Raw genomic sequence first — 24,946 nt, forward strand, 5'->3', positions numbered from 1 at the left:
GTGCGGGGATCACCTATCCGGCGTACAACCGCTCCAACGGCGCACCGAGCAGTACGCCGGCCAGTGCGCCGACCAGCATGAACGGCCCGAACGGGACCATCTGCTTGCGCGTCATCACCCGGGCGGCGATCAACACGATCCCGACGATCGCGCCGAGGAAGAACCCGCCGTACAACCCGGACGCGAACTGCCCCCAGCCCAGCCAGCCGAGCGCCAGCCCGAGCAGCCCCGACAGCCGTACGTCGCCGAACCCGACGCCACGCGGGAACGCGAACCACAGCACGTAGAACACCGCGAACCCGATCGCACCGGCAATCACTGCCCGGCGCAACGATCCCCACTCCCCCGTCGCTATCGCAGCGGCGAGCAATCCGGCCGCGACGACGGCGTACGTCGGCCAGATGATCACCGAGGGCAGGAACCGCGTCCGCGCGTCGATGTACCCGAGCACCGCGCCGGCGACCGCGAGCGCCAACCACGCGGGCAGTACGGCGTCCAGCCCGAGCATCCAGCCCAGCAGTCCCCCGGCGACCGCCGCGAGCCCACCGCACCAGTACGCCGCTCGCCGGCCCGCCACCGATGCGTACGGGACCTTGGTCTCGCCCTCTTCCAGCACCGGCTCGGGGATGTTGCGCATCAGCCAGGGCCCGAGGACGGCCGCAGCGGGGCCGCAGAGGACCACACCGAGCCCCGCTGCGAGCACTGCGTTGTCAGCCGGCACGATCCAGGAGCCTAGACGATTCCGCGGCCCTGCCCTGCAAGCCCTGTGGACAGGAGTGTGGGAGTGTGATGGAAAGGTCATCTCCGGAAGGACTGCCGATGAACGCCGTGGACAAGAGCCGGATCAAGGACGCGCTGCTGCGGCAGGTCGAGGCCGATCTCCGCGCGGCCCAGGGTGACGTGGCCCGGGAGGATTCGGCCGCAAAGCTGGACCAGGACTCGTCGTTCACGGTCGACGACCAGTCGCAGGCGGCCGAGGCCGGTGACCTCGGCGGGCTGTTGGAGGGCAGGGAGCAGCGGCAGGCCGGCATCCTCAGCCAGATCGAGAAGCTCGACTTCGGGCCGCGGAGCGAGGTCGGACCGGGCGCGATCGTCGGGTTCGACGGCGACCGGTACGTCGTGGGCGTGGTCGCGGCCGCGTTCGAGTGCGACGGCGCGACGTACGAAGGGATCTCGACGGACGCACCGATCTATGCGGCGATCGCGGGCCTCCGAGCCGGCGACACCTTCAGCTTCGCCGGCCGCGACCACCAGATCGACTTCGTCAGCTGAAGGTTTCGACCGCGTAGACCCCGCCGCCGGACGCCTTCGCGTTCCGGCTGAGGTGCTGCAGGTTGCCGAGGAAGTCGACCAGGTCCTCGTCCTTCAGCGCCGGGACCTGGTCGGCCCACGGTCCGGCGAGGTCCTCGAGCTCGCCCTGGTCGCGGTCGGCGAGTGCCCCCACCAGGGCGTCGCCGAGCCGGGCGATCCCCTCGGTCAGCGTGGTCGCGACTCCGCTCCGCTCGGCCTCGTCGTCGGACAGCTCGTCGAGCGACTTGCCCCACACCAACTCGATCAGCGCGGTGAACGCGTCACCGCTCGGAGTGATCTCACTCGTCAGCGTCTCGTCGCCGGACGGAGCGCTCTTCAGTGCGGCAGCGGCCGCCTCGTCGTTCGCTGCAGTGAAGTAGATCGTCATGTGCTCATCATGCTCGCCGTACCAGCATCCTGGCGATGACCGCGGCACCGGTGCCGATCAGGAGCAGGCAACCGAAGATCACGCCGAGGGTGCTCCAGAAACCGTCGTTCTGGGTGATGACCTTGACGCGCTGGTACTCCGCGTCGGTCGCGGCGGGCGCGAACGTGAAGTCGTCGGTGATCCGGCTCGGCTCGCGGTACGTCGCCGTGTACGCGGTCAGGAAGTTGGCCGGCGTTGTCAGCGCGTCGTCCTCGACCCGGCCCGCGAACAGCAGCTCGGGCTTCACCGCGGCATCGGGCAGCTTCGTGGCGTCGACCCGGTGCTCGGCCGCGACGTACACCGTCACCGTCTGCGAGTTGGTCGCGCCCTTGCTCAGGCGCATCGGGTAGACGATCCGCTCCGATGCGAACGTGAGCCGCAGCGGCGGCGTCGATCCGCTCAGGCTCTCGCCGTCCCGCTTGGGTGCGAGCTTCACCGCGACGATCTCCCACTTCTCCGTCAGGTACGGCGTGAGGTTCGCGGCCAGCGTCGCCGGTACGACGTACCCGTTCGTGCGCAGCCAGTCCGTGACCGCCGTACCGGTCGAGCCGCTGAGCCGCGCGACCGCGAACGGGCCGAGGACCATCTGCTGGCGGACGTCGACCCCGGATCCGGGCGCCGGGGCGCCGGCGGAATCGCGGGCGTTGCCCATGATCCCGAGGTCGCGGAACGGCCAGTACGTCTTCTTGTAGACGATCTTCGGCCGCGTCAGCTGGTCGAGCCGGTAGAACAGCTGGTCGTCGCCGAGCTCGACCTTCGCGGCCGCCGGGACCGGCATGATCCAGGCCGCCTTCTTCGACGTGCCGTTGATCGCCATCGAGAGCGTGATCTTCTCGGTGCCGCCGGCGTACTGCACCAGCGCGCTCTCGCCGTACGCGCGAGCTCGCGACTGCGCGTCCGGGAGGTAGCCGCCGCACGCGCAGGCCCAGGCAGGTGTCACCCCGGCCGCGATGAATCCGATCGCCAGGACACCAGCTACCACCCGCCAAAGCTTCACTGGCGGAACACTAGCTAGGCGAGGGTGTACGGCGTGTGGAAGAAGTTGGTCGGGTCGTACTTCTTCTTCGCGGCCTGCAGCTTGGCCGAGCTGCCGCCGTAGTACGAGCTGACTGCCCGGCCCGCCTCGAGGTAGTTGACGTAGGCACCGGCCGAGGCCGACCGCACGGCCCGGTGACCGTTCGCGATGAAGGTCTTGGCGCTGGTGCCCTGCGCGGACGAGTACCACTGGATCACGCCGAGCGCGCTGCGCCACGGCCACGCTGCCCCGCCGGTCGGCTGCTTCGCGGCCTGCCCGCCGAGCGGGTCGAGGATCGCCGACGCCGGCGTCTTGGCCCGCGCGGCCGCCTTCACCGCACCGAGCAGCGCGGTGATCGTCGCGGCGTCCATCGCACCCTTGAGTACGTCCGAGCCCGCCAGGAATCCCTGCCGCGGACTCGTCGTACCGCCGCCGAGGTACTTCACCGCCTCCATGTGCGTCTTGACGCTGATGGTCCGGGCCGAAGCCTTCGCACCGACGAACGACTCCAGCTGCGCGGCCGCCGCGTTCGCGTTGCCGGTGGTGGAGACGCCGAGCACGTGGATCGACAGCGTTCCGTTGCTCTGGGCATCGATGTGCAGGTTGCCCCAGGCCGTGGTCGGCGCGGTCTGGGCGAACTTCTGCCAGCCGCGGACGACGGCTGCCGCCTGTGACTCGGGCCAGGTCAGCCGGAAGAACCCGAGCTTGGTCGCCGGGATGGTCGAGAACCGGAACGAGGTGACCACGCCGAGGTTGCCGCCACCGCTGCCGCGCAGCGCCCAGAACAGGTCCGGCTCGACGGTCGGGCTGACGTTGTGCGACTTCCCGTCCGCGGTGAACACGCCCATCGACACGACCCGGTCACAGGTCAGCCCGTACGTGCGGGTGTGGATCCCCATCCCGCCGCCGAGCGTGAGGCCGGCGACACCGACGGTCGGACAGGTCCCGGTCGGCAGCGAGCGCCCGTACCGGTCGAGGAACGCGTGGACGTCGTACAGCCGGGCTCCGGCGCCGACGGTGAGGATGCCGTTGGAGTAGCTCATGCTTTTCAGCCCGCCGACATCGAGTTGCATGCCGTTCGCGATCGTGGACGCGCCGACGTACGAGTGGCCGCCACTCTTCGGGACGAGGACGAGCTTGTTGGCGCGGGCGAAGTTGATCGCCTTCTGCACGTCGGCCGGGTTCGCGGCCTTCACCACGGCGGTTGGGCGGACGCTGTCCCAGCGCGGGTTGAACAGCTGGTGCGCGGCGGCGTACCCGGAGGTCGAGGGCAGGTAGACCTTGCCGGTCAGCGAACGGGAGAAAGTGTTCCAGTTCGGTGCGGCCGAGGGTCCGGTCGGCGCTGAACTGGTCGCGGTGCTGGTCGGGGTGCTGCTCGGCGTCGCGGTCGTCGACGCGGCCGAACTACTCGGAGCTGTCGTGCTCGGAGCGGTGCTGCTCGGCGCGGAGGTGGTCGGCGTCTGCGTCGGGCTTGTCGTCCCGCCCGCGTTGTCCTTCGCGTCCCCGCATCCGGTCAGTCCGGCGACTGCTGTGGCACTACCGGCCTTCAGTACCGTACGGCGGTCAAGCAGGCTCACGATCCCCCAACTCCTCACGCGCGGCCGTCCTCATGGCCGCCAGAGGAGCCGGCGACCTACCCGTCATCATCTCCACCTGGAGGGTCGCCTGATGCACGAGCAGATCAAGTCCGTTCAACAGCTCTGTACCGATCCGGTGCGCCGCGATCGCGAGCCTGGTCGGCCAGGGATGGTACGCCACGTCGAACACCACCGGGGCGACGGCGGCGAAGTGCTCGGCCCACGGGTCGACCGCGCCGCCGGGCAGGGTCGAGACGCACAGGTCGAAGCCGCCGATCTGCTCCACCTGGGTGAAGTCCGCGACCGACGTCCGGAGTCCGAGCTCCGCGGCCAGATCCAGCAACCGCTCGGCCTTCGCGACGTCCCGGACGACGACGGTCACGTCGGTGACCTTCATGCCACGCAACGCTGCCAGCGTCGACGCGGCCGTCGCGCCGCCACCGACCACGACCGCGGTCTCGGCGGCCGTGATGCCCTGCTCGGCGAACGCGTTCACCAGGCCGGGCACGTCGGTGTTGTGGGCGGACCTGGATCCGTCCGGCTCGAACAGCATCGTGTTCGCCGCGCCGATCAGCTCCGCGACCGGGTCGACCGTGTCGACGAGATCGAGTGCGACGCGCTTCAGCGGCATCGTCAGCGACAACCCGCGGACGTCCGCACCGAGCGATGCCACGAAGCCGGCGAGTTCATCCTCTTCGACCTCGAACGCGTCGTACCGCCAGTCGAGTCCGAGCTCGGCGTACGCCGCCCGGTGCATCGCCGGCGAGAGCGAATGCGCGATCGGCGAGCCGAGCACCGCACAACGGGTCAAGTCAGCACTTCCCGGTGTGCGCCTGGCACCAGGCCTGGAGCTTCTTCACGTTGACCTGGTGTTCCGCGAACGTGGTAGCGAACGCGGTCTCGCCGGTGTCCAGGTTGACCAGCGTGAAGTACTTCCAGCTACCCGGCGCCGGGTTGAGCGCGGCGCTGAGCTCCTCGCGGGTCGGTGAGTTGATCGGCGTCGGCGGCAGGCCCTTGTGGTTGTACGTGTTGTACGGCGAAGGGTTCTTCCGCTGCTCGGGCGTCGTGTACACCCCGCCGTCCTTGCCGACCACGTAGTGCACCGTCGAGTCCATGCCCAGGTACATCCCGGCGGCCAGCCGGTTGTAGATCACTCGCGCGACCTTGGCGTAGTCGGCCTGCTTGTTGGTCTCGGCACCGATGATGCTGGCCACGATCACCGCCTGGTACGGGTCCAGCTTCTTGTGCTGCGCGGCCTGCACCAGGTTCAGTTCCTTGGCGATCGACGCGTACTTCGCGGTCATCAGCTTGAGCATGACGGTCGCGTTCGCGTTCTTCGGCACGTCGTAGGTCGCCGGGTACAGGAAGCCTTCGGGGTTGCCGTTCGCGTACGCCGGCAGGCCGAGCCCGGCCGGGTGGTTGATCGCGTTCGCGGCCTGGCCGGCGGGCAGCTTGAGCTTGGTCTGCAGGATCACCGCGACCTCGCCCTTGGTCTCCCCGGACGGGACGCTGACCCGCATCACCTTGATCGACTCGGCCGTGTTCATCATCAGCGCCAGCGCGGCCTTGGCCGACATGTGCTTGCGCAGGGTGTAGGTCGCGGCCTGGATCTGCAGTGACCGCGGGTCGTCGCGGGCCGCACGCTCGAACGCGCGGGCGCTCTTGACGACCTCCTTCTTCTCCAGGGTGTCGGCGATCGACGAGCTCGACTGCCCCTTGGAGATCTCGACCTGCACGGTCCCCGTGCCCTCGCCGGTGTAGTCCGGCGCGGAGAACACGCTCTCCAGCGCGTCCTTGCCCTTGCCGAAACCGACCACGGCGCCGGCCACGATCGCACCGACGACGATCAGCGAGATCAGACCGGCGAAGCAGCCGAACGCCCGGCGGCTGCGGGCCCGGCGCCGGTTGACGCGCCGCTCCACGCGGGTCTCGGCCCGCAGGCCGAGGCCGCTGCCGAGATCGTCGGCCTGCTCCTCGCCCTCGTTCAGATCTTGGTGCACCGATGGTCCGTTCACAGGGGCCTCCCGGGTGGGTTGCCGGTCTCACGCTCGAGGTCGAGCGCATGTTGCAGAATCACGACCGCCGCGGCCTGATCGACCACGGCGCGCCGCTTGGAGCCCTTCTTTCCCCGTTCCCGCAGCATCCGTTCGGCGGTGACGGTGGTGAACCGCTCGTCCACCAGCCGCATCGTCGTCCCCTCACGCACCTTGTCCAGCACCTGCGCCGCCGTCTCCCGGATCTTCACCGCGGCCGGTCCCTCGCCCCCGGACAGGGAGCGCGGCAGCCCGACCACGATCTCGAACGCCTCCAGTTCGGCGGCGAGTGCGGCGATCCTATCCAGATCACCGGGCCCACGCCGGACGGTTTCCACAGGCGTGGCCAGGATTCCGTGCGGATCGCTGCTGGCGACGCCGATCCGGGCATCGCCGATATCGAGCGCGATCCGCACGCCTGTTCTCATCTACGCGGTCTCATCTACGTGGTCTCTGCTGTGGCCGTCGACTAGCCCGTGACGAGGTGGCCGACGGTGTGCTCGACCGCCGCCAGCGCCTCGTCGGCGCCGGCCGGGTCGGTGCCGCCACCCTGTGCGACATCGTCCTTGCCACCGCCGCGGCCGCCGAGCTTCTCGGCCGCGACCCGGACCAGGTCACCGGCCTTGAGCCGCCACTCGCGGGCGAGGTCGTTGAGCGCGATCACCACGCCGGGCTTGCCGTCGTTCACACTCAGTACGGCGACCACGGCCGGCTTGTCGCTCGGCATCCGGCCGCGGATGTCCAGCGCCAGCTTGCGCAGGTCGCCGCCGTTCACGCCGTCCGGCGCACGGTGTCCGACGTACTGGACGCCGAAGACGTCCCTCGGGCTCTTCGCCAGCTCGCCCGCGGCCTCGAGGACCTGGGCGGCCCGGACGCGCTCGAGCTCCTTCTCCGCGGCGCGCAGCCGCTCGGCCAGGTCGGCGACCTTCGCGGGCAGCTCCTCCGGCCGGGTCTTCAGGTTCTCGCTGAGCAGCCGGACCAGCGCGCGCTCGCGGCCGAGGTAGTGCAGCGCCTCCATGCCGACGAACGCCTCGATCCGCCGTACGCCGGCGCCGACCGAGGACTCGCCGGTGACGGTCACCGCGCCGACCTGCGACGAGTGCTTCACATGCGTGCCACCACAGAGCTCACGCGACCAGGGCCCGCCGATCTCGACCACGCGGACCTGCTCGTCGTACGTCTCGCCGAACAGCGCCAGCGCGCCCCACTCCCGCGCCTCCGGCAGCGTCATGTACTGCGCCGACACGGGGAGGTCCTGCCGCACGGCGAGGTTCGCGACCTCTTCGATCTCCGAACGGGTCGACGGGTCCAGCGCCGAGGACCAGGCGAAGTCGAGTCGCAGGTAACCGGGCTTGTTGTACGAACCGCTCTGCAACGCGTTCGGGCCGAGCACCTGGCGCAGCGCGGCGTGCACGACGTGCGTGCCGGAGTGCGCCTGGCAGGCCGAGACCCGCCACTCGTGGTCGACCGCGGCGTGGACGTCCTCGCCCGGACGCAGTACGCCTTCGAGGATCTCGACCTTGTGCACGATCAGGCCCTTGACCGGGCGCTGCACGTCGAGGACCTTCAGCTTCAGGCCGTCGCCGAGGATCAGACCCTCGTCCGCGATCTGGCCGCCGGACTCGGCGTAGAACGGGGTCTTCTCCAGCACGACCTCGACCGTCTCGCCCTGCTCGGCGAACGGCGCGATCGCGCCGTCGCGGAGCAGACCGCGCACCTGCGAGTCGCTGGAGAGCTCCTGGTACCCGGTGAACTCCGTGACGCCCTTCTCGCGCAGCTCACGGTAACCGGAGGTGTCGGCGTGCCCGGCCTTCTTCGCCCGGGCGTCGGCCTTGGCCCGCTCGCGCTGCTCCTTCATCAAGGAGCGGAAGCCCTCGGTGTCGACGTTCAGGCCCTGCTCGGCCGCCATCTCGATGGTCAGGTCGATCGGGAAGCCGTACGTGTCGTGCAGCTGGAACGCCTTCGCGCCCTCGAGCTGGTGCGCACCGCCCGCCTTGGTCTCCTTGACCGCGACGTCGAAGATGCTCGTCCCGGCCGTGAGGGTACGGCGGAACGCCTCCTCCTCGGCGTACGCGACCTGGCTGATCCGGCCGAAGTCGGCCTCCAGCTCCGGGTACGACTTCTTCATCTGCTCGAGGCTCGTCGGCAGCAGCTCGACCAGGCTCGGGTCCTCGTAGCCGAGCAGCCGCATCGAACGGATCGCGCGGCGGAGCAGGCGACGCAGTACGTAACCACCCTGCTCGTTGCCCGGGGTGACGCCGTCGCCGATCAGCATCAGCGCGCTGCGGACGTGGTCGGCGACAACCCGGAACCGGACGTCGTCGACATGCTCGACGCCGTACTTGCGGCCGCTGAGCTCGGACGCCTTCTCGATCACCGGGAAGATCTCGTCGATCTCGTACATGTTGTCGACGCCCTGCAGCAGGTACGCGACCCGCTCCAGGCCGAGACCGGTGTCGATGTTCTTCTTCGGCAGCTCGCCGAGGATCGGGTAGCCCTCCTTGCCGCCGCCCTCACCGCGGATGTTCTGCATGAAGACCAGGTTCCAGAACTCCAGGTAGCGGTCGCCCGCCTCCCAGTCCCGGTCGGCGCCGAACTCGGGGCCGCGGTCGATCAGGATCTCCGAGCACGGGCCGCACGGACCCGGGATGCCCATCGACCAGAAGTTGTCCTTCATCCCGAGCCGGACGATCCGGTCGTCGGGCAGGCCCGCGATCCGCTTCCAGAGGGCGATCGCCTCGTCGTCGTCGTAGTACACCGAGGCGTAGAGCACCGACTCGTCGAAGCCGTAGCCACCTTCGTTCTGGGGCTTGGTGACCAGCTCCCAGGCGTACTCGATGGCCTTCTCCTTGAAGTAGTCGCCGAAGGAGAAGTTGCCGTTCATCTGGAAGAACGTGCCGTGCCGGGTGGTCTTGCCGACCTCGTCGATGTCGAGCGTCCGGACGCACTTCTGCACGCTGGTGGCCCGGTCGTACGGCGGGGTCTGCTGGCCGACGAAGTACGGGACGAACTGCGCCATGCCGGCGACGTTGAACAGCAGGTTCGGGTCCGGCGACGGCAGCGGGGCACTCGGCACCACGGTGTGGCCCCGGTCCTCGAAGTACTGCAGGAACCGTCGCCTGATCTCACTGGTTTCCATGGGTGTTACCGGTAGTCCTCACGATCGTTTGTGGTCTCGATGCCCAGCGCGTCGCGCAGCTCGGTCTCCCGCTCGGCCATGCCCTCGCGGACCTGGTCGCCGAAGTGCCGGACCGCGGCGGACAGTTTCGCCGCGGACTCCTGGACGCTCTCCGGAGCGAGGAGCTGTGCACGTTTCTTCAGCCGGGTGACGGCGTACACGCCGACGGCGATCCCGACGATCAGCCAGATGATCCGCTTCACCGCTTCCGCGCCTTCCGCTCGGCCTTCATCTCTTCCTTGACCCGGCGGCTCACGTCCTTGCGCTGCTGCTCGCCGAGCGCGCGGCGGACGCCGTACGTGAAGGCGGCCGCCTTCACCAGCGGGCCGCCGGCGGTGGCCGAGAACAGCGACATCAGCGCGGCCGCGTTGGTGGTCACCGTGGTGGCGTTGTCGGTGATCGTGTCCACCTTCGCCAATTGGGCGTTCGTGGTCGCCACGGTCGTGGTCACCTCACCGAGCAGCGGGACGCTGGAGTCGGAGACGCCCTTGACCATGATCCGGGTCTCGTCGAACACCTTGCCCAGCTTCAGGATCGGATAAGCCAGCAGGCCTACCAGGATGAGCAGCGCGCAGGCCGCTATCAGCCCCGCGACTTCACCGACGCTCATGGAAACGATCCACCTTCCCGTAGCGAGCCCGTTTGTGAGCTGTGATGCCCTTATGGACGCCCGACCCTATCGCGCGGCCATAGCGCACTCCGCTCCAGGACACCATCCCTCACATCACAGTCGCCCACCAAACCGGCTCACGGGGTCGGCGACGTCTCCGTCGGGGCCGGTTCCGTGGGGCTCGGTGTCGCCGGCGTCGAGGGGGTCGCCGAGGGTGTTTGGCTCGGCGTGGTTGGGCTTGCGGTCGGGGTCGGCGTTGTCGGTGTCGCCGGGGTTGTGGGGGTGGCGGGGGTCGTCGGCGGCGGGGTGGTCGGAGTGGTCGGAGTGGTCGGCTTGCTCGGTGGCGAGGTCGGCCGGGTCGGTCCGGTCGTGGCCGGAGTGGTCGCGGCCGTCGTGGTCGGCGTGGGTGTTGCGGTGGTGGGGATTGCGGTGGCTGGGTCCTGGGTGCGGGATTGCGTCGGTTCGGGTGCCATCCAGGGCGGAGCGGGTTTGCTGGGGGATGCCGACGGGCTCAACGGCACCAGGGGCTTGCCGACCGGGAGCTTCGGTCTCGGGGTCGACCTCGACGTACCTTGCGTCCGCTCTATGCTCGGGACGGGTCGGGCCGAGGGCGGCGCCTGGGTCGACGCGGTCTCGTGCGACCGGAACGGGATCAGGAACAGCGCGCCTACTGTCAGAGCCAGGGCTGCTGTCCCGATGGTCAACTTCAGAACGGGTGTACGCCGACGGATGTGCCGCGGACCGGACTGCCTCACAACGCAAAACCTTTCGCCCCCAGGCCGAAAGGGAGCCTACCGACTCGAACGCTTCAATCGAAGCTCACCGTGAGTGCCTGAACGGCTCCGTCCGGTGCCCATTCCAGCTCCATCGAGCCGGTTCCACCGCCCGACCAGCGGAAACGCGCCGACTCGTCGCCGTCCTCGAGCAGCGTCATGGTCTCGGTCGGCGGGTTTTCCCGGTACGCCGCGGCGATCGCCGTCCGACCTTCGAACGGCCCGACCGGAATGGCGACGAATCGCATCGTCGCGTCCGGCGCGAACCGCTCGGCGAACGTGTCCCAGTCGCCGGTCGTGACGGCCTGGTTGAACGCGTCGACGTGGTCGGCTGTCCGGCTCATTTGCCGTCCCGTTTGCGGTCCCGGAGGATCTTGCGGATGGCGGCGACCCGATCGGCGTACGCCGCCTCGCCGCCGCGCCGGGTCGGGTTGTAGTAGTCGGTGCCGTCGATCACGTCCGGGGCGTACTGCTGCGGCACGACGCCGCGCGGATCGTTGTGCGAGTACTCGTACGACGAGCCGTGACCGATCTTCTTGGCGCCGGCGTAGTGCGCGTCCCGCAGATGCGGCGGCACCGGACCGACCTTGCCCGCCTTCACGTCCGCGATCGCGGCGTCGACGGCCATGATCACCGCGTTGGACTTCGGCGCCAGCGCGAGGGCGACGACCGCCTGCGCGAGGTTGATCCGCGCCTCCGGCATACCGATCAACTGCACCGCCTCGGCCGCGGCGACCGCGACACCGAGCGCCGTCGGGTCGCCCATCCCGATGTCCTCGCTCGCGGAGATCACCAGCCGTCGGGCGATGAACCGCGGGTCCTCCCCCGCCTCGATCATCCGGGCCAGGTAGTGCATGGAGGCGTCGACGTCCGAACCCCGGATCGACTTGATCAACGCCGAGGCCACGTCGTAGTGCTGATCCCCGGCCCGGTCGTACCGCACCGCGGCCCGGTCGACCGCCGTCTCCAGAGTCTTCAGATCGATCACCGCCGGTACGTCGTCGGTGTTCTTCGCGCGGGCTCCGCCGGCGGCGGCTTCCAGGTACGTCAGCGCGCGGCGCGCGTCTCCACCGGCCATCCGGAGCAGATGGTCGCGAGCGTCCTCCGCCAGCTCGAACTCACCGTTCAGCCCGCGCTCGTCGGCGAGCGCCCGGTCGAGCAGTACGGCGATGTCGTCGTCGGTGAGCGACTCGAGCGTGAGCAGCAGGCTTCGGGACAGCAGCGGAGAGATCACCGAGAAGAACGGGTTCTCGGTGGTGGCTGCGACCAGCGTCACCCAGCGGTTCTCGACACCGGGCAGCAGTGCATCCTGCTGGGCCTTGGTGAAGCGGTGGACCTCGTCGATGAACAGCACAGTCTCGACCGCACCGGACGCACGGGACAGGTCGCGGCGAGCGCCGTCGATCACCTGCCGCACGTCCTTCACCCCGGCCGTGACCGCGGACAGCTCCACGAACTTCCGGTTGGTCTGGTGTGACACCACGGCCGCGATCGTGGTCTTGCCCGTCCCCGGAGGGCCCCACAGCAACAGCGACATCGGCTGGTCGCCCTCCACCAGCCGGCGCAGCGGCGAGCCCGGCGCGAGCAGATGTTGCTGCCCCACCAACTCGTCCAGACTCCGCGGCCGCATCCGCACCGCCAACGGAGCCGCCGTGTGATCCACATCCGCCAGACTCCCGCCACCACGGGCCGGCGCAGGCGCACCCGGAAGATCGAACAACCCATCACTCACCCGAGCAGCCTAACCAGCCCCACCGACATCCCGATCGGGCCGCCCTGTCCGGCCGGCGCTATCGGTCCTTGCCGGGGCGGTGGTTGGTGGTGTTGCGGAGTGCGCGGTTGTCGCGGCGGGTGGTGGGTGGGTCTGTGCTGAGGGTGCCGATGAGGTCGTTGCGGACCGAGCGGAGCTGCGCCTGGGCCGGATCGAGTCTGGTTGCGACCGCGTCGCTGTGGTCCTGCCAGGCGTCCCTGGTTTCCTTGAGATACAGCGCGAACGCAGGCGCCTTCAGCGCCAGATCGGCCCAGAGCGGCGCTCCGGTCAGATCCACACCCAGGCTGTAGAGCGCGTACGTCGACGTCAGCCGCGCCTGCTGCATGAACGCCGCACGCCGGCTGATCGGCGCCTCCTGCCGCCGAGCCAGATCGAGGCGGTCGTCCATCAACTGCCGGCCCTGCCGGACCATCTCGTCCGCGGACTGACGTAGCGGCGCGCTCACCCGGACCTGCGCGCCCTCGGCGATCACGTCCCGCAGGACACTCGCGCGGGCCAGCCGGGTCAGGGACTGTGCGAGCCAGTCGTCGTCGCGGACAGGCAGGTTCGCACGTCCGCCGTACGCGTCGTCGAACTCCGTCCGGAGATCGGCGAAGCTCGTCGCCGGCAACGTCCGGCCCTCGATCGCGGCCCGGTTGACTGCCTGCGCGGACGCCTCTTCGAGGCTCAGGCCCCACTGGTTCCTGGGATCGAGCGACAGATCGGCCGCAGCCACCAGGATCTGTTCAGCGTCCGTGCCCTCGACATCCAGGCGTACGCCGTCCAGCTCGAGCCGACGCCACCAATGCGCGAGCCTGTCCGCGACCTGCCGCGCCCGGTCCGTCGTAGCCGAGGGGAACGACTGCTCGTACCGTTCGAGCGCCAACAGCGCCTCGGCGGCGAACATGCCCACCACCTGCTGCGCGGCGGCGAGCTCGTCCCGGCTCGGCTCGCGAAACCCGGCCCGCGGCGTCATTGCCGGCCGTCCAGCTCCGCCTGTACTCGCTCGACGGCTTCGGCCCGGCGCCGGAGACTGTCGAACCGCTCGGCCTTCTCCGGGTCGGCCGGCTGGTAGTCGGCATCGTCCGCGGCCTCGACCGGGACGTACCACCACCGGCCCGCGTACCGGGTCGGACCGACCTCCGTCCCGGCGAGCATCGGCGTCGCCGCACCGGAGTCGAGCAACTCACGCATGCGGTCCTGCGAAATGGTGTCGTCGGTCACTCAAACGACTGTAGGACGCCGAGGGGCGAACACGAGGTGGTATGTGCCGCTGCGTCGCAGCAGCACGATGGTCGGGATCTGCAGTACGACGATCGTGACGGCGGTGATGACCGGGTCGGTGGCCGGTACGACCGAGATCGGCAGGGTGTAGGCGAGCACGACGCGGACGATCGCATCGACGATCGACGCGATCCCCCACCAGACCGTGATCCACTTCCACGCCTCGCGGAAACGGGCGTTGGTCTCCCAGAGCTGATCCATCAGCTCGCCACGACGCGGCATGATCGCCTTGGTGAAGGTGTAGGTCAGCGGCTGCGGATGCCGCAGAGACCACAGATTGATGCCGGCGAACGGCAGGCTGATCCACGCGTTCCGGACGAGCAACAGGCGCGCGTCGCCACCGATGACCGCGACGACCGTACTGGCGACCATGCTCACCACGACGACCATCCCGACCAGGTCCGCACGGCGTTCCCGCACCAGCGAGACCGCGGAACTGATCAGCCCTGGGACGACGCCGGCGAGCAGCGCGATCAGGTCGCTCACCCCGAGTGCCTTCAGGCCGTAGTACAGGGCGAGTGGGACGGCGATGTCGACGACGAGAAGCCAGCGGCCTTTGCGCGTGCGGGGCATGACCTGAGATTCGCGCAGCAAGCCGCCGGCCGGCATCGAGCCGACGGCTGTGCACGCCTAGACCAAAGTCTTAGTCCTTCTTGTCCGGCTTCTCGTCGTCGGCGGCGTCGCGCAGTTCCTCGGGCTCGTCCACGTCGTCCACGTCGTCCCCGTCGTCCCCGTCGTCCACGTCGCGGAGTTCCTCGGGGAGGTCGTCCTCGTCGAACTCCTCCTGGAGGATCTCCTCCGGCTCGGCGACCGACTCGGGCTTGATCGCGTTGCGCAGGCGGCCGAGGATCCGGTCGGCCTCGGTGCCGAACGGGTTGTCGTTGACCAGGTACGTCCAGGTCGCGGTCGGCCGCGGGATCCCGCTGGCCTCCTCGTCGAGCCCGTCGGCCGTGATCTCCGCCGTACCGAACGTCTCGGCGGCGTCCTTCCAGGCGTCCTCGATCAGCGTGTCGAAGGACGCGATCGCCGACTTGTTGAACTCGTCGATCGGCTTCAGGTGCACGATGCCGCCGGCCAGCGACCGCAGGTGGATGCCCTCACGCAGGTCGGCCAGGTACGCCAGGTGGTCGGTCCAGCGGCGGTCCAGGTGACCGAGCGCGATCCGCCGGGCGGCGGCCTTCACCACGTCCTCGCCGACCTCGTCGACCAGTTCGTCGTAGCGCTCCTTGGCCCTCTCGGCCAGCTCGGTCGCGGCCAGGTCCTCGGTCAGCACCTTCTCGCGGGTCTCGAGCAGGATCGCCCGCTGCTGACCGGTGAGCCGGTTGTACTGCCAGGTGGTCCGGTGCAGCTCGGCATTCGCGCCGTCGGCGACGCGCTGCGCGTGCTCCAGCACCCCGATCGACTTGCGGTCGGTCAGCCGCCCGGTCTCGTCCGGGTGCGGGCGCAGACCGGACGAAACGGAGTACCGCGTGACCAGCTCGTCCCCCAGCGACGCGAAGAACAGCGTCCCGCCCGGGTCACCCTGACGGCCGGCGCGACCACGCAGCTGGTCGTCGAGTCGCCGTGACGCGTGCAGGCCGGTGCCGATCACGTACAGGCCACCGAGCTCAATGGCCTTCTCCTTGTCGTGCGACTCGTCCCGGCCGCCCAGCCGGATGTCCGTACCGCGGCCGGCCATCTGCGTCGACACCGTCACGGTCCCCGGCACACCGGCCTCGGCGATGATCGCGGCCTCTTCGGCGTCGTTCTTCGCGTTCAGTACGACGTGCTCGATCTCGGCCGCCGCGAGCTTGTCGCTGAGCTGCTCGGACTCCTCGACGCTGTGCGTGCCGATCAGGATCGGCCGGCCCGACTCGTGCACGACGCCGATGTGCTTGACCAGCGCTTCGTTCTTCTGCTCGACGGTCAGGTACAACCGGTCGGGGTCGTCCTTGCGGATGTTCGGAGTGTTCGGCGGTACGACGGCCACGTCGACCTCGTAGAACTCCTGCAGCGACTCCCCGACGACGACCGCCGTACCGGTCATGCCGCACAGCGTCTTGTACCGCTTGACCAGCGCCTGCACGGTGATGCTGTCCAGCACCTCACCGGAGTCGCTGACCGGCACGGCCTCCTTCGCCTCGACGGCTGCCTGCAGACCGTCGGGCCAGCGCTGCAGCTTCGCGACCCGGCCGCGGTTGTTGTTGATCAGGCTGACCTTGCCGTCACGGACCAGGTAGTCGACGTCACGCCGCAACAGCACCTCGGCGTGCAGCGCGACATTGATCTGGGTCAACCGATCCAGGTTCTCGTCCGCGTAGAGATTGAACTCCTTCGGCTCCGACTCTTCGGCCTCCGCGTCGTCAGCCTCGGGCTCGTCGGCCGCCGAGGCGTCGACCGTCTCCGCGTCGTCAGTCGTCAAGTCAGTCGCGGCCTCGTCGGCCGCAGCTTCCTCGGCCGCAGCTTCCTCGGCCGCCCGCTCCTCGGCCGCCCGCTCCTCGGCCGCCCGCTCCTCGGCTGCCTGCTCCTCGGCTCTTGCGCCGAGGGCTTTTTCGACCTTGTCGGTGCCGCGGTCGGTGAGGGCGACCGTCCGGCCGTCGCCGTCGATCTCGTAGTCGACGCCTGCGCGCAGCGTCCGGACCAGCTGGACCACGTCGTCGTCCAGAGCCTCGGACCGGGTCGCACCGGCCAGCACCATCGGCACCCGGGCCTCGTCGATCAGCACCGAGTCCGCCTCGTCCACGAGCGCCACGTCCGCGTCGACGGTGACCCGGTCGGCGACATCGGTGACGAGACGATCCCGCAGTACGTCGAACCCGATCTCGTTGACCGGGACGTAGCAGACCTCGGCCTGATACGCCTCCCGGCGCTCCTCCGGCGTCGACACCTGCCCGACATGCGACACAGTCACACCGAGCAGCTCGTACACCGGGCCCATCCACTCGGCGTCGCGCTTGGCCAGGTAGTCGTTGACGGCGAGCACATGCACCTTGCGGCCGCCGATCGCATACCCGGCGGCAGCGATCGCACCGGCCAGCGTCTTGCCCTCACCGGTCGCCATCTCGACGACCCGGCCCTGCAGCATCGCCAGCGCGCCTACGACCTGCCCGTCGAACGCCCGCTCGCCGAGCGCCCGCCTACCGGCGTCCCGGGCCAGGGCGAGAAACTCGATCTGCTCGTCCTCGTGCAGGCCACCGGTCGTCCGCAGCTCCGTGGCCGCTTCGGTGAGCTCTTCGTCGGTCAGGGACTGGACCGATTCCTCCGCCTCGCCGACCAGCTGGGTGAGCCGTTCGTACGGGCCGAGATCGATCGAGCCGGGGCGCTGCAGCAGCCGGCGGAAGCGAGAAGCGATTTTCAGGGCCATGATGCAGGCAACGTACAGCCTCGGCGTGTCGTTCCGCTCGTCAGGTCAGGGTGTCCACTCGTACGGTGTCGTGGTTGTAACGGCGTGGAGACCGAGCTTCTGCAGAATGGGCCGGGAGTCCTCGGAGGCGTCGACGCGGAGGAACTCGTACCCGCGGTCTTTGGCCAGGCGAGCGCGGTGGACGAGCAGAGCGCTGTAGATCCCCTGACGGCGCCACTCCGGGAGCGTGCCGCCGCCCCACAGGCTGGCGAACCCGGTGCCGGGGTGGAACCGGATCCACGCCGCCGACACCGCCGGGCCCTGCTTGAGCACGTCCTCGACCAAGAACACGGACAACCGGTCCGGGAACATCCGCGCCTCGCCCTGGAGCTGCTCCACGATCCGCGCCAGCCCGCTGTCCCACAGCGTGTCGGTCAGTACGGCGATCCGGTGGAAGTCGTCCGGTCCGTCGGCCTCCCGCAGCCGCACCTTCGACGGCAGCGCCGACGGCCGCTCCAGGATCCGGTCGACCTCTCCGAGGATCAGCGTCTCCGGCTCCTGCTTGCTGAAGCCGGCCTTGACCAGGCGCTCGCCCAGATCGGCCGGCTCGTCGTACGCGTAGGTCTTCCACTCGAACGGCAGCCCGCGCTCCCGGAAGAACGCCAGCTCATGCTCGATCACCGCGTCCGGGTCGTCCCCGAGCCCGCGCGGCGTCTCGACGAAACCGGCTCCCTCGGGACCTTCGACGTACGAGCGATGCACGAGCCCCTCATGCTCCTGCTTCCAGCCGGGAATCGCGTCCGCGTCCGGTAACCGGATCCGGCGGTGGAACACGTCGAGCAGTTCGTCTGGCGTCATGCCCGGCAGTCAACCAATCCGGCACTTGGTGCGTCCAACGAGATAAGTCCTGAAGGGGGGACATCATGAAACTTCACCACATCACCCCCAAGGCGATCCTCACCGCAATCGCAGTGCTGACAGTCCCCACCGTGGCATTCGCCGCGCCGACCGTCAGCGGATCGTCCACCGCCCCCCACAAGACCTCCGTCACGACCGCCTCCGCGTCCTGCCCGCGCGGTTGGGGTTCGTTACCCGAGGTCAACAGCCGGATGGTGCAGTCACCGGTCACCAACGTCCGCACCGGACGGCACACGTGCTACGACCGGCTCGTCGTCGACATCCGCGGGCGCGCCGCGGGGTACGACGTTCGCTACGTGAAGAACGTCTTCACCGACGGCGCCGGCCACCTCGTCCCGCTGCGCGGTGGGGCGAAACTACAGGTCGTCGTCCGCGCTCCGGCGTACAGCTCGACCGGCGCCGCGACGTACGCACCGAAGAACGGCAAGGAGCTGACCAACGTGGCCGGCTACAGCACGTTCCGCCAGGTCGCTTACGCGGGGACCTTCGAAGGACAGACGACGATCGGGCTGGGCGTCCGTGCCCGGCTTCCGTTCCGGGTCTACACGCTGGCCGGGCCGGGATCGAACACCCGGTTGGTGATCGACGTCGCGCACCACTGGTAGGCCGCACTGGTAAGCCCCACTGGAAAGCCCCGCCCCGCGGTCGCCCGGTTCCTCACCCGGGCGACCGCTTCGGCTTTCTACAGCGTCCGGTTGAGCAGGTCGTAGAAGCTGTTGCCGAGGAGCAGTTCGTACGGATCGGTCAGCAGCGGTCCGAGTTCCGCCATGTCGGACGGCGTCCACGACCAGGCGCCGATGAGACCCGAGATGAACAGCGGGCTCGCACCGTCCCAGTTCGCGATCCGCTGGTCCAGCGCGGCCTTGAACTCGGCGGCCTTACCGGGTGCGCCCCAGCCACCCGTGATGGGGATGCCACCCTGGCGGACGGTCAGCGTGTCGCCGTCCCAGGTCTGCATGATCCCCTTGGTCGGCGTGTAATCGGCGTACCCCTTGGCGATCTCCTCCGACAGCTTGACCCAGGTGCCGTCCTGCCGGCCGCTGTACGCGTACACGACCTCCAGGGCGGTGCGGCGCATGAAGTCGCCGGTCATCTTGAGGTACTGCGTGAGCTCGGCGGGGGTCCACGAGGCCGGATACGTGTACCCACCGCCGGACGGGCCGCAGACCAGGTAGTCGTTGGCGGTCGCGGTCCGCTGATAGTGGCTGTAGATGTTCGGACCGGCCTCGGCGAGCAGCGGGCTGATCGTCCAGTTCGTCGGCACTTCGCCGCGCTTCGGGTCGTCCCAGATGTCGCGCAGCCGGCGCTGGCAGTACTGGATGTTGTCGCCTTCGCCGAACGTCAGGGTCAGGTAGACCTTGTTCTTCGCCTTGCTGACCCGCCGTACCGGCCGGGGCTTGCTCGAGATCGGCGCGGCCGTGCCGGCGTGGACCGTGCCGTTCATGTAGAAGTCGGCCGCGACCACCGGCGAACCGCCCTTGCTCGCGAGGTCGACGCCGTCCCACTCACCGGAGACGTCGTTCGCGAACCAGCCCATGTACGGCGCAAGCGTGGGCCACTTGGCGTAGTGCTCGATGAGCAGATCGCCGGTCTCGCCGCCGGGTGGTAGCCAGCTCACCAGGGCCTTGGTGGCAACCACGTAGTCGCGGAAGTACGGGAACGGCTCGACGCGGGTCGGCGACGTGTCCGTGGCGCTGACGAGGTACTGGTTCCACATCTCCACGGTGACGACGAGGGACGTCGTACCCGCCGGTGGTTCGAAGCGGTAGATCCAGTAGTTGCCGCCGTCGGCGAACCGGTTGGCCTCGCCGCCGATCGACGAGTGCGAGCCGTCGAACAGGTACGGCGCTTCTTCCGGAGTGTTGGGCTCGAAGCGGGCGAACTCGGTACCGTTCGCCGTCACCACCACGTGGCGCACCGACGCACCCCAGCCGTCGTCGGTGAACGAGTCCGCGAACCGGACGTACACCGCCTCCTTGCCGAGCTTGGCCGAGACGTCCAGGTTGTAGGTGCCTCGGTTCGAGGAGTCGCGGATCTGTTGGGTCTCGCGGGCAATCTCCTGCCAGACAACGCCTTCGACGTCGACCACGCGGGTCGGCGGCAGGCCGGCGAGGAGCTGCTTGGTGACGCGCGGGAACAGGTTGTCGAGCTGCCAGCGGTAGGTCTTCACCACGTCGTCGTCGAAGACCCCGCGCAGGTCCTTGACGATCTTCAGGCCGTACGCCTTCGCCTGGTCCGCGTCCGCGACGACGGCGTTCTCCAGGCCGGCGAGGGTCGTCGCCACGTTGAGCGAGTCGGGTACGGCGGGGTCGTGCACGATCGCGCCACGGACGCGATTGCGGTACTTCGCGACCAGGTCCATCGGGTTCTTGTACAGCTTGGTCGGCAGGTGCAGGTCGGTCAGCCATTTGGCGTCCGGCACACTCTGCGTTCCGGTGTCGTAGATGAAGTACAACTCCGGCTCTTTGCGGTTGACGATGCCTTGCAACGTTGTCAGCAGGGTCTGGTCTCCCCCGCTGAGTTTGCTGACGTCGCCGTAATCCAGGTGTTTCGGGCGGTTGAACACCGGCAGCAGCCGGGCGGGGCTGCCGGACGTCGATGAAACTGCAGCCTGCGCCGTCGAACCGAAGGGTTGGAGCAACCCGAACCCACCCGCCGTCACCGCACCGCTGCCCGCCAGGAACGCTCGTCTCGAAACCATCGTGACCACTCCCTGAGGTTGACATCGATGTCAAATCAGGCCGGACAGTAGCAACGCGCGGACGGTGTGTACATAGCTCGTCACACGCTTCGACGAAGAAATTGGAATCGTTTCCGGCTGAGGCAGGCCTGGTACGACGTCGCCAGTGAAGTCGCGCGGTTCTTCAAACGTCAACTGGGTGTCGGATCGGGAACCGGTTGTTCGTAGGAGGGGAAACGACGAAGGAGAACATCATGACTGCGACCTACACGTTCGACGTGTTCTCGACCCTCGACGGCTTCGGCACGCACGACGGCGACTGGGGTGGCTACTGGGGCAAGCAGGGGCCTGAGTTGCTCGAGCATCGGGCGGCCATCTACCGGGAGCCTGCGCGGATGGTGTTCGGCGCGAACATGTACCGGACCCACTCCGCGATCATCGCCGCGAGCCCGCCGGGGTCCGAGTCGTACGACGAATGGGTCGCCCGGATGATGAACCTCCCGGCGACGATCGTGTCAAGCACGCTGGAAGGCCCGCTCGACTGGCCGGATGCCACCATCGCCAGCGGCGACGGCGCCGAGATCGTCGCCCGTCTCAAGCAGGAGTCCGACGTACCGCTCCGCTCCCACGGCAGCCTCTCCCTCAACCGCTCCCTCCTCAAAGCCGGCCTCGTCGACCGCATCCAGGTCACGCTCTTCCCCGTCATCTGCGGCCAAACCGGAACCGACCCCATCTTCCACAACGCCGCCGACTTCGACCTCGAACTCCTGGAAACCAAAACCTTCGACGGCCACACCCAGGAACTCGTCTACCGCCCGACCCTGCACGGCTAACGGCGGCGGAAGCGGGAGCGGAACTTGCCGTCGTACTCGAGTTGGACGTAGCCCGAGGAGTGGACGCCGACGGCGAAGAAGCCGACCAGGACGAAGACGATGCCGGCGGTCATCGAGATGTGCCAGAAGGCGGCTGCGATGCCGATGAAGGCGCTGCCTTGGGCGATTGCCTTTGCTACTGCGACGAGGCGGGATCTGGTCACGCGGTGACGGAAGGCCTCCTGGCGGTTGAGTACCAGGAGTGCGGCGAGTAGCGGGATCGAGACGGCGAAGGCGATGACGCAGATTTTCGCTGACAGGTCGAGCGGAGATGAGGTCAGGAACGGTTGTACGACGACCAGGCCGGCCGCGGCGAGTCCGCCGTAGATGAGGTTGGACTGGCGGATCCACTCTTCTTGGGCGGCCGGGTCGGAGGTGGCGTTCTCGACCTCCTGCTGGATGCGTACGGCTTCCGCCTCGGCTTCGACGCGCTGCGCCTGATCCGCCTCGTCCATCAGCCATCCTCCCGTCGGTCGCTGCCGTCGTCGGAATTCGGTGGTCAGGCGGACGACAGCGAGACATAGTAAGCGCTCGACGACGGTGGAGGTCCGCGTGAGGTACTACTACGCCGAGCACCAGGCGGCGTACCAGCGCCTCGTGCAGCAAGGCCTGACACAGTGGAGCGACCTCTTCGGAGAGACCGACGAGTACGACGTCTTCCCGAACCGACCGTTCCTGGAGCGGACTCTGTCCGAGCTCGACCTCCCGCCAGAGCCCGACGTACTCGAATACGGCTGCGGCACCGGACCCGCGGCCTGCTTCCTGGCAGCGCGAGGCTTCCGCGTCGACGCGATCGACCTCATCCCCGAGGCGATCACACTGGCCCGGCGATTCGCCCAGCAGCGCGGAGTCGAGGTCAACTTCAGCGTGCAGGACGTCTGCACGATGGGGGCCCGCAGCAAGCAGTACGCCGTCGTCCTCGACAGCTACTGCCTCCAGTCCATAGTCACGGACCCCGACCGCACCAGCCTCCTCACCGCCGTACACGACCGTCTCAAGGACACCGGCTACTACGTCCTCTCCACAGCCATCTACGACCCGGACCGCATCTACGAATGCACCTTCCGGTACGACACCACCACCGGCATCTGCTACCAGGCCGCCGACCCAGCCGACGACGCAGTCCAGCTGGACGGCACCTGGTACCTCCCCCATCGCCGCCACCTCCACCCCGCCGCACTCCGAGCCGAACTGGAAGCAGCCGGCTTCCACGTGATCTCTCAAGAAGGTGGCGACGTCATCTGCGCCAAGCGTCACGGGACGTAGGGCAGGTAGGTCCCGCGTCTTACAGTGACTGCTACCGCTTAGGAGGGCGTGATGGTCGTGAGTACGCGGGAATGGGTGCCGGTTGAGCAGCGGTGGTTCGGGCTGGATCGGCGGACGTTCAAGGCTGGGTTCTCGGCGCTCGGGATCGCTCTTCTGCTGATCTACGGATGGCAGGGGCTGAACGCGGCGATCCCGTGGCACAACGAGATCCGGCCCGGGCAGGTGCTCGACCTCGGGGACGGGGCGACGGCGGTGCCGCCGGTCGGGTGGCAGCTCGAGCAAGGGACGCTGGTCGGGGGTGCGGGGGCGAGCGCGACGAGCCTGGAGGTGCTGCTGGCACAGGGCGGCGCGACGATCGAGTTGATCGGTACGGCGTACGACGGCAGCGCGGCCGCGTTCCTCGATCAGGTGCATCGATCGCAAGGCAGTCCGCCCGGCGTCACGGCTGCGCGCGGCACGCTGACCACCGACTCCGGCCTGGTCGGCGTGGTCGAGAGCGGGAGTGGACCGAGCGGCGACGGCGTCGACGTTGCGTTCAAGATGGCGACGGGTGATGCCGTCGACACTGCGCCGGCGCTGCTGGTCCGGGTGCGTACGGCGTCCGGGCAGTTCGAGCGCTATCAGGAACAAGTCGGCGCGATGCTGCGCAGTATCACCCCGGGAGCGGCGCGATGACCGCCGTACCGCAGGAGAAGGCCGCGCAGCTCGACGCGATCGAGGAGTCCGGCTGGGGCCAGCCGTACCGGTTCCTGCAGCCGCACAACGTCGCGTTCTGGGTCTATGTGGTGGGCGTCGGCGGGGGTGCGCTGACCATGGTGCGGGTCTTCGGCCCCGGCGCCCAGTTTTATACGCCGGCGCTTGCGGGAGGCGTCGTACTGTTCGGCCTCTACCTCATCCCGTGGCTGCTCCTCCTACGCCACCACAACCGCTTCACCGCGCAGCCCGCCGGGTTGCTCGCGACCGGGTTCGTCTGGGGTGGGGTGGCTGCGACGTTCTGGATCGCGCTGCCGGCCAACGCGGCACTGCTGGCGGTCTGGGCCAAGATCGGCGGTACGTCGTTCGCGCAGGACTGGGGCGCCGGCCTGACCGCTCCGATCAACGAGGAGTTCGCCAAGGGCATCGGCCTGGTGCTGCTCATCGGCCTGGCGCCACGACTCGTTCGCAGCGCGTACGACGGCTTCATCATCGGCGCGTTCATCGGCCTGGGCTTCCAGGTCTTCGAAGACATCCTGTACGTGTACAACGGCGCCACCCAGCAGTACGGCGTCGACCAGCTCGGCTCGTCGCTGCGCGTCTTCATCGTCCGCGGCGCCGCCGGGATCGTCTCGCACGCCCTGTTCAGCGCGATCTTCTGCGCCGGCCTGATGTGGGTCCTGGGCCGCACCCGCGGCGAGCGCAACGTCGTACGCGGCGTCCTGACGATGCTGATGGCAATGTTCTTCCACTTCGCCTGGGACGACATGGGCGGCCTCAGCAACGGCGGCGCCTGGGCCGCCATCCTCCCGTTCCTGATCGCCGCGGTGGAACTGACCGCCCTCTTCTACGTACTCCGCCACGCCGCGAAACACGAACGCACCTGGATCCGGGAACTCCTCACCCCCGAACTGGCAACCGGCGCCGTCGACCCACCCCTGCTGGACGCGGTCAGCGGCCTACACAAGGACCGCAAGAAGTACCGCAAGCAACTCCACAACCGCCGCAAAGCCAACCACCGCCTGGAGGCCGCAAGCGACCTGGCCCAGGAGATCGCACGCGCCAACGGCGCGGAGTCCCCTGGCGTAGTCCACACCCGCGCGGAGCTGCTGCGCCTACACAACAAGCCCTGACCGATCGGAGACGCGCCTGCGCGACAGCCCAGGCAGCAGCCCGCATCCGCCCGCGATGGGTTATCCCCTCGTCTTACCGGTTCCCCCACCTTGATACGACCGGAGAACCGGTAACGCCAGGGGAT

General features: G+C 68.7%; 25 protein-coding genes. 6 read left to right on the forward strand and 19 right to left on the reverse strand.

What is annotated here, in order from left to right; all coding sequences use genetic code 11:
• Window positions 1-13: 13 nt before the first annotated feature.
• Entirely contained in the window at window positions 14-721 is a 708-nt protein-coding gene (locus tag OHA10_RS35480; RefSeq protein WP_371403157.1) for a prepilin peptidase, read from the reverse strand.
• 98 nt (window positions 722-819) lie between these two features.
• Between OHA10_RS35480 and OHA10_RS35485 the strand changes: the two genes are divergently transcribed.
• Window positions 820-1,272 carry a hypothetical protein gene (locus OHA10_RS35485; RefSeq protein WP_371403158.1) on the forward strand — a complete coding sequence of 151 codons (453 nt, stop codon included), beginning with the start codon at window positions 820-822 and terminating at the stop codon, window positions 1,270-1,272.
• Here OHA10_RS35485 and OHA10_RS35490 read toward each other — a convergent pair.
• The 16 genes from OHA10_RS35490 to OHA10_RS35565 all read right to left on the reverse strand — a co-directional run bounded on the left by OHA10_RS35490 (window position 1,265) and on the right by OHA10_RS35565 (window position 18,117).
• Complete coding sequence (locus tag OHA10_RS35490; protein ID WP_371403159.1) at window positions 1,265-1,678, reverse strand: hypothetical protein; 414 nt, start codon at window positions 1,676-1,678, stop codon at window positions 1,265-1,267. The genes OHA10_RS35485 and OHA10_RS35490 overlap by 8 nt on opposite strands.
• A 7-nt stretch (window positions 1,679-1,685) precedes the next feature.
• Window positions 1,686-2,714: a DUF2330 domain-containing protein gene (locus OHA10_RS35495; protein WP_371403160.1), complete on the reverse strand. Its 1,029-nt coding sequence runs from the start codon at window positions 2,712-2,714 to the stop codon at window positions 1,686-1,688.
• Between the two features lie 14 nt (window positions 2,715-2,728).
• Window positions 2,729-4,309 carry an FAD-binding protein gene (locus OHA10_RS35500; RefSeq protein ID WP_371403161.1) on the reverse strand — a complete coding sequence of 527 codons (1,581 nt, stop codon included), beginning with the start codon at window positions 4,307-4,309 and terminating at the stop codon, window positions 2,729-2,731.
• On the reverse strand, window positions 4,296-5,120 hold the full coding sequence (locus tag OHA10_RS35505) for a shikimate dehydrogenase (RefSeq protein WP_371403162.1): 825 nt from the start codon (window positions 5,118-5,120) through the stop codon (window positions 4,296-4,298). The genes OHA10_RS35500 and OHA10_RS35505 overlap by 14 nt, the downstream gene beginning before the upstream one ends.
• Before the next feature lies 1 nt (window position 5,121).
• Window positions 5,122-6,309 carry an endolytic transglycosylase MltG gene (gene mltG / locus OHA10_RS35510; protein WP_371403163.1) on the reverse strand — a complete coding sequence of 396 codons (1,188 nt, stop codon included), beginning with the start codon at window positions 6,307-6,309 and terminating at the stop codon, window positions 5,122-5,124.
• An 11-nt stretch (window positions 6,310-6,320) separates the two neighbouring features.
• Complete coding sequence (gene ruvX / locus OHA10_RS35515; RefSeq protein ID WP_371403164.1) at window positions 6,321-6,770, reverse strand: Holliday junction resolvase RuvX; 450 nt, start codon at window positions 6,768-6,770, stop codon at window positions 6,321-6,323.
• 41 nt (window positions 6,771-6,811) lie between these two features.
• Window positions 6,812-9,481 (reverse strand): alanine--tRNA ligase, encoded by a 2,670-nt coding sequence (alaS, locus tag OHA10_RS35520; RefSeq protein ID WP_371403165.1) that lies wholly within the window; start codon window positions 9,479-9,481, stop codon window positions 6,812-6,814.
• A gap of 5 nt (window positions 9,482-9,486) precedes the next feature.
• Window positions 9,487-9,723: a DUF6167 family protein gene (locus tag OHA10_RS35525; RefSeq protein WP_371403166.1), complete on the reverse strand. Its 237-nt coding sequence runs from the start codon at window positions 9,721-9,723 to the stop codon at window positions 9,487-9,489.
• Complete coding sequence (locus tag OHA10_RS35530; protein WP_130388436.1) at window positions 9,720-10,130, reverse strand: DUF948 domain-containing protein; 411 nt, start codon at window positions 10,128-10,130, stop codon at window positions 9,720-9,722. The genes OHA10_RS35525 and OHA10_RS35530 overlap by 4 nt, the downstream gene beginning before the upstream one ends.
• Window positions 10,131-10,938: 808 nt before the next feature.
• The gene (locus OHA10_RS35535) at window positions 10,939-11,247 is read right to left on the reverse strand and encodes a nuclear transport factor 2 family protein (protein ID WP_371403167.1); all 309 of its coding nucleotides are present in this window, start codon (window positions 11,245-11,247) and stop codon (window positions 10,939-10,941) included.
• The gene (locus tag OHA10_RS35540) at window positions 11,244-12,635 is read right to left on the reverse strand and encodes a replication-associated recombination protein A (RefSeq protein ID WP_371403168.1); all 1,392 of its coding nucleotides are present in this window, start codon (window positions 12,633-12,635) and stop codon (window positions 11,244-11,246) included. The genes OHA10_RS35535 and OHA10_RS35540 overlap by 4 nt, the downstream gene beginning before the upstream one ends.
• 58 nt (window positions 12,636-12,693) lie before the next feature.
• Window positions 12,694-13,629 (reverse strand): hypothetical protein, encoded by a 936-nt coding sequence (locus tag OHA10_RS35545; protein ID WP_371403169.1) that lies wholly within the window; start codon window positions 13,627-13,629, stop codon window positions 12,694-12,696.
• Window positions 13,626-13,877 carry a hypothetical protein gene (locus OHA10_RS35550; RefSeq protein WP_371403170.1) on the reverse strand — a complete coding sequence of 84 codons (252 nt, stop codon included), beginning with the start codon at window positions 13,875-13,877 and terminating at the stop codon, window positions 13,626-13,628. Before OHA10_RS35550 ends, OHA10_RS35545 begins: the two co-directional genes overlap by 4 nt.
• Window positions 13,878-14,510, reverse strand: coding sequence for a VC0807 family protein (locus tag OHA10_RS35555; protein ID WP_371403171.1), 633 nt, complete (start codon window positions 14,508-14,510; stop codon window positions 13,878-13,880).
• 70 nt (window positions 14,511-14,580) lie between these two features.
• Complete coding sequence (locus tag OHA10_RS35560) at window positions 14,581-17,280, reverse strand: accessory Sec system translocase SecA2 (protein WP_371403172.1); 2,700 nt, start codon at window positions 17,278-17,280, stop codon at window positions 14,581-14,583.
• 45 nt (window positions 17,281-17,325) lie between these two features.
• Entirely contained in the window at window positions 17,326-18,117 is a 792-nt protein-coding gene (locus tag OHA10_RS35565) for a GNAT family N-acetyltransferase (RefSeq protein WP_371403173.1), read from the reverse strand.
• 65 nt (window positions 18,118-18,182) lie between these two features.
• Here OHA10_RS35565 and OHA10_RS35570 point away from each other — a divergent pair, with 65 nt between their 5' ends.
• Window positions 18,183-18,782, forward strand: coding sequence for a hypothetical protein (locus OHA10_RS35570; RefSeq protein ID WP_371403174.1), 600 nt, complete (start codon window positions 18,183-18,185; stop codon window positions 18,780-18,782).
• Window positions 18,783-18,859: 77 nt separating this feature from the next.
• Here the strand turns inward: OHA10_RS35570 and OHA10_RS35575 are convergent, their stop codons facing one another.
• Window positions 18,860-20,878, reverse strand: coding sequence for a GxGYxYP domain-containing protein (locus OHA10_RS35575; RefSeq protein ID WP_371403175.1), 2,019 nt, complete (start codon window positions 20,876-20,878; stop codon window positions 18,860-18,862).
• A gap of 233 nt (window positions 20,879-21,111) precedes the next feature.
• Between OHA10_RS35575 and OHA10_RS35580 the strand changes: the two genes are divergently transcribed.
• A complete protein-coding gene (locus OHA10_RS35580) occupies window positions 21,112-21,690 on the forward strand; it encodes a dihydrofolate reductase family protein (RefSeq protein ID WP_371403176.1) in 579 nt (192 codons plus the stop codon).
• On the opposite strand, the gene OHA10_RS35585 is transcribed toward OHA10_RS35580, so the two are convergent.
• Window positions 21,687-22,184, reverse strand: coding sequence for a hypothetical protein (locus OHA10_RS35585; protein ID WP_371403177.1), 498 nt, complete (start codon window positions 22,182-22,184; stop codon window positions 21,687-21,689). The genes OHA10_RS35580 and OHA10_RS35585 overlap by 4 nt on opposite strands.
• 97 nt (window positions 22,185-22,281) lie before the next feature.
• On the opposite strand from OHA10_RS35585, the gene OHA10_RS35590 reads away from it, so the two are divergent.
• The 3 genes from OHA10_RS35590 to OHA10_RS35600 are packed head-to-tail and all read left to right on the forward strand — an operon-like array spanning window position 22,282 to window position 24,821.
• Entirely contained in the window at window positions 22,282-22,995 is a 714-nt protein-coding gene (locus OHA10_RS35590; RefSeq protein WP_371403178.1) for a class I SAM-dependent methyltransferase, read from the forward strand.
• 51 nt (window positions 22,996-23,046) lie between these two features.
• A complete protein-coding gene (locus OHA10_RS35595; protein WP_371403179.1) occupies window positions 23,047-23,670 on the forward strand; it encodes a hypothetical protein in 624 nt (207 codons plus the stop codon).
• On the forward strand, window positions 23,667-24,821 hold the full coding sequence (locus OHA10_RS35600) for a PrsW family glutamic-type intramembrane protease (RefSeq protein WP_371403180.1): 1,155 nt from the start codon (window positions 23,667-23,669) through the stop codon (window positions 24,819-24,821). The genes OHA10_RS35595 and OHA10_RS35600 overlap by 4 nt, the downstream gene beginning before the upstream one ends.
• The last annotated feature ends 125 nt before the right edge of the window (window positions 24,822-24,946 follow it).

Origin of the sequence: Kribbella sp. NBC_00662, from assembly GCF_041430295.1 — a bacterium.
In the GTDB taxonomy this organism is placed as follows: domain Bacteria; phylum Actinomycetota; class Actinomycetes; order Propionibacteriales; family Kribbellaceae; genus Kribbella.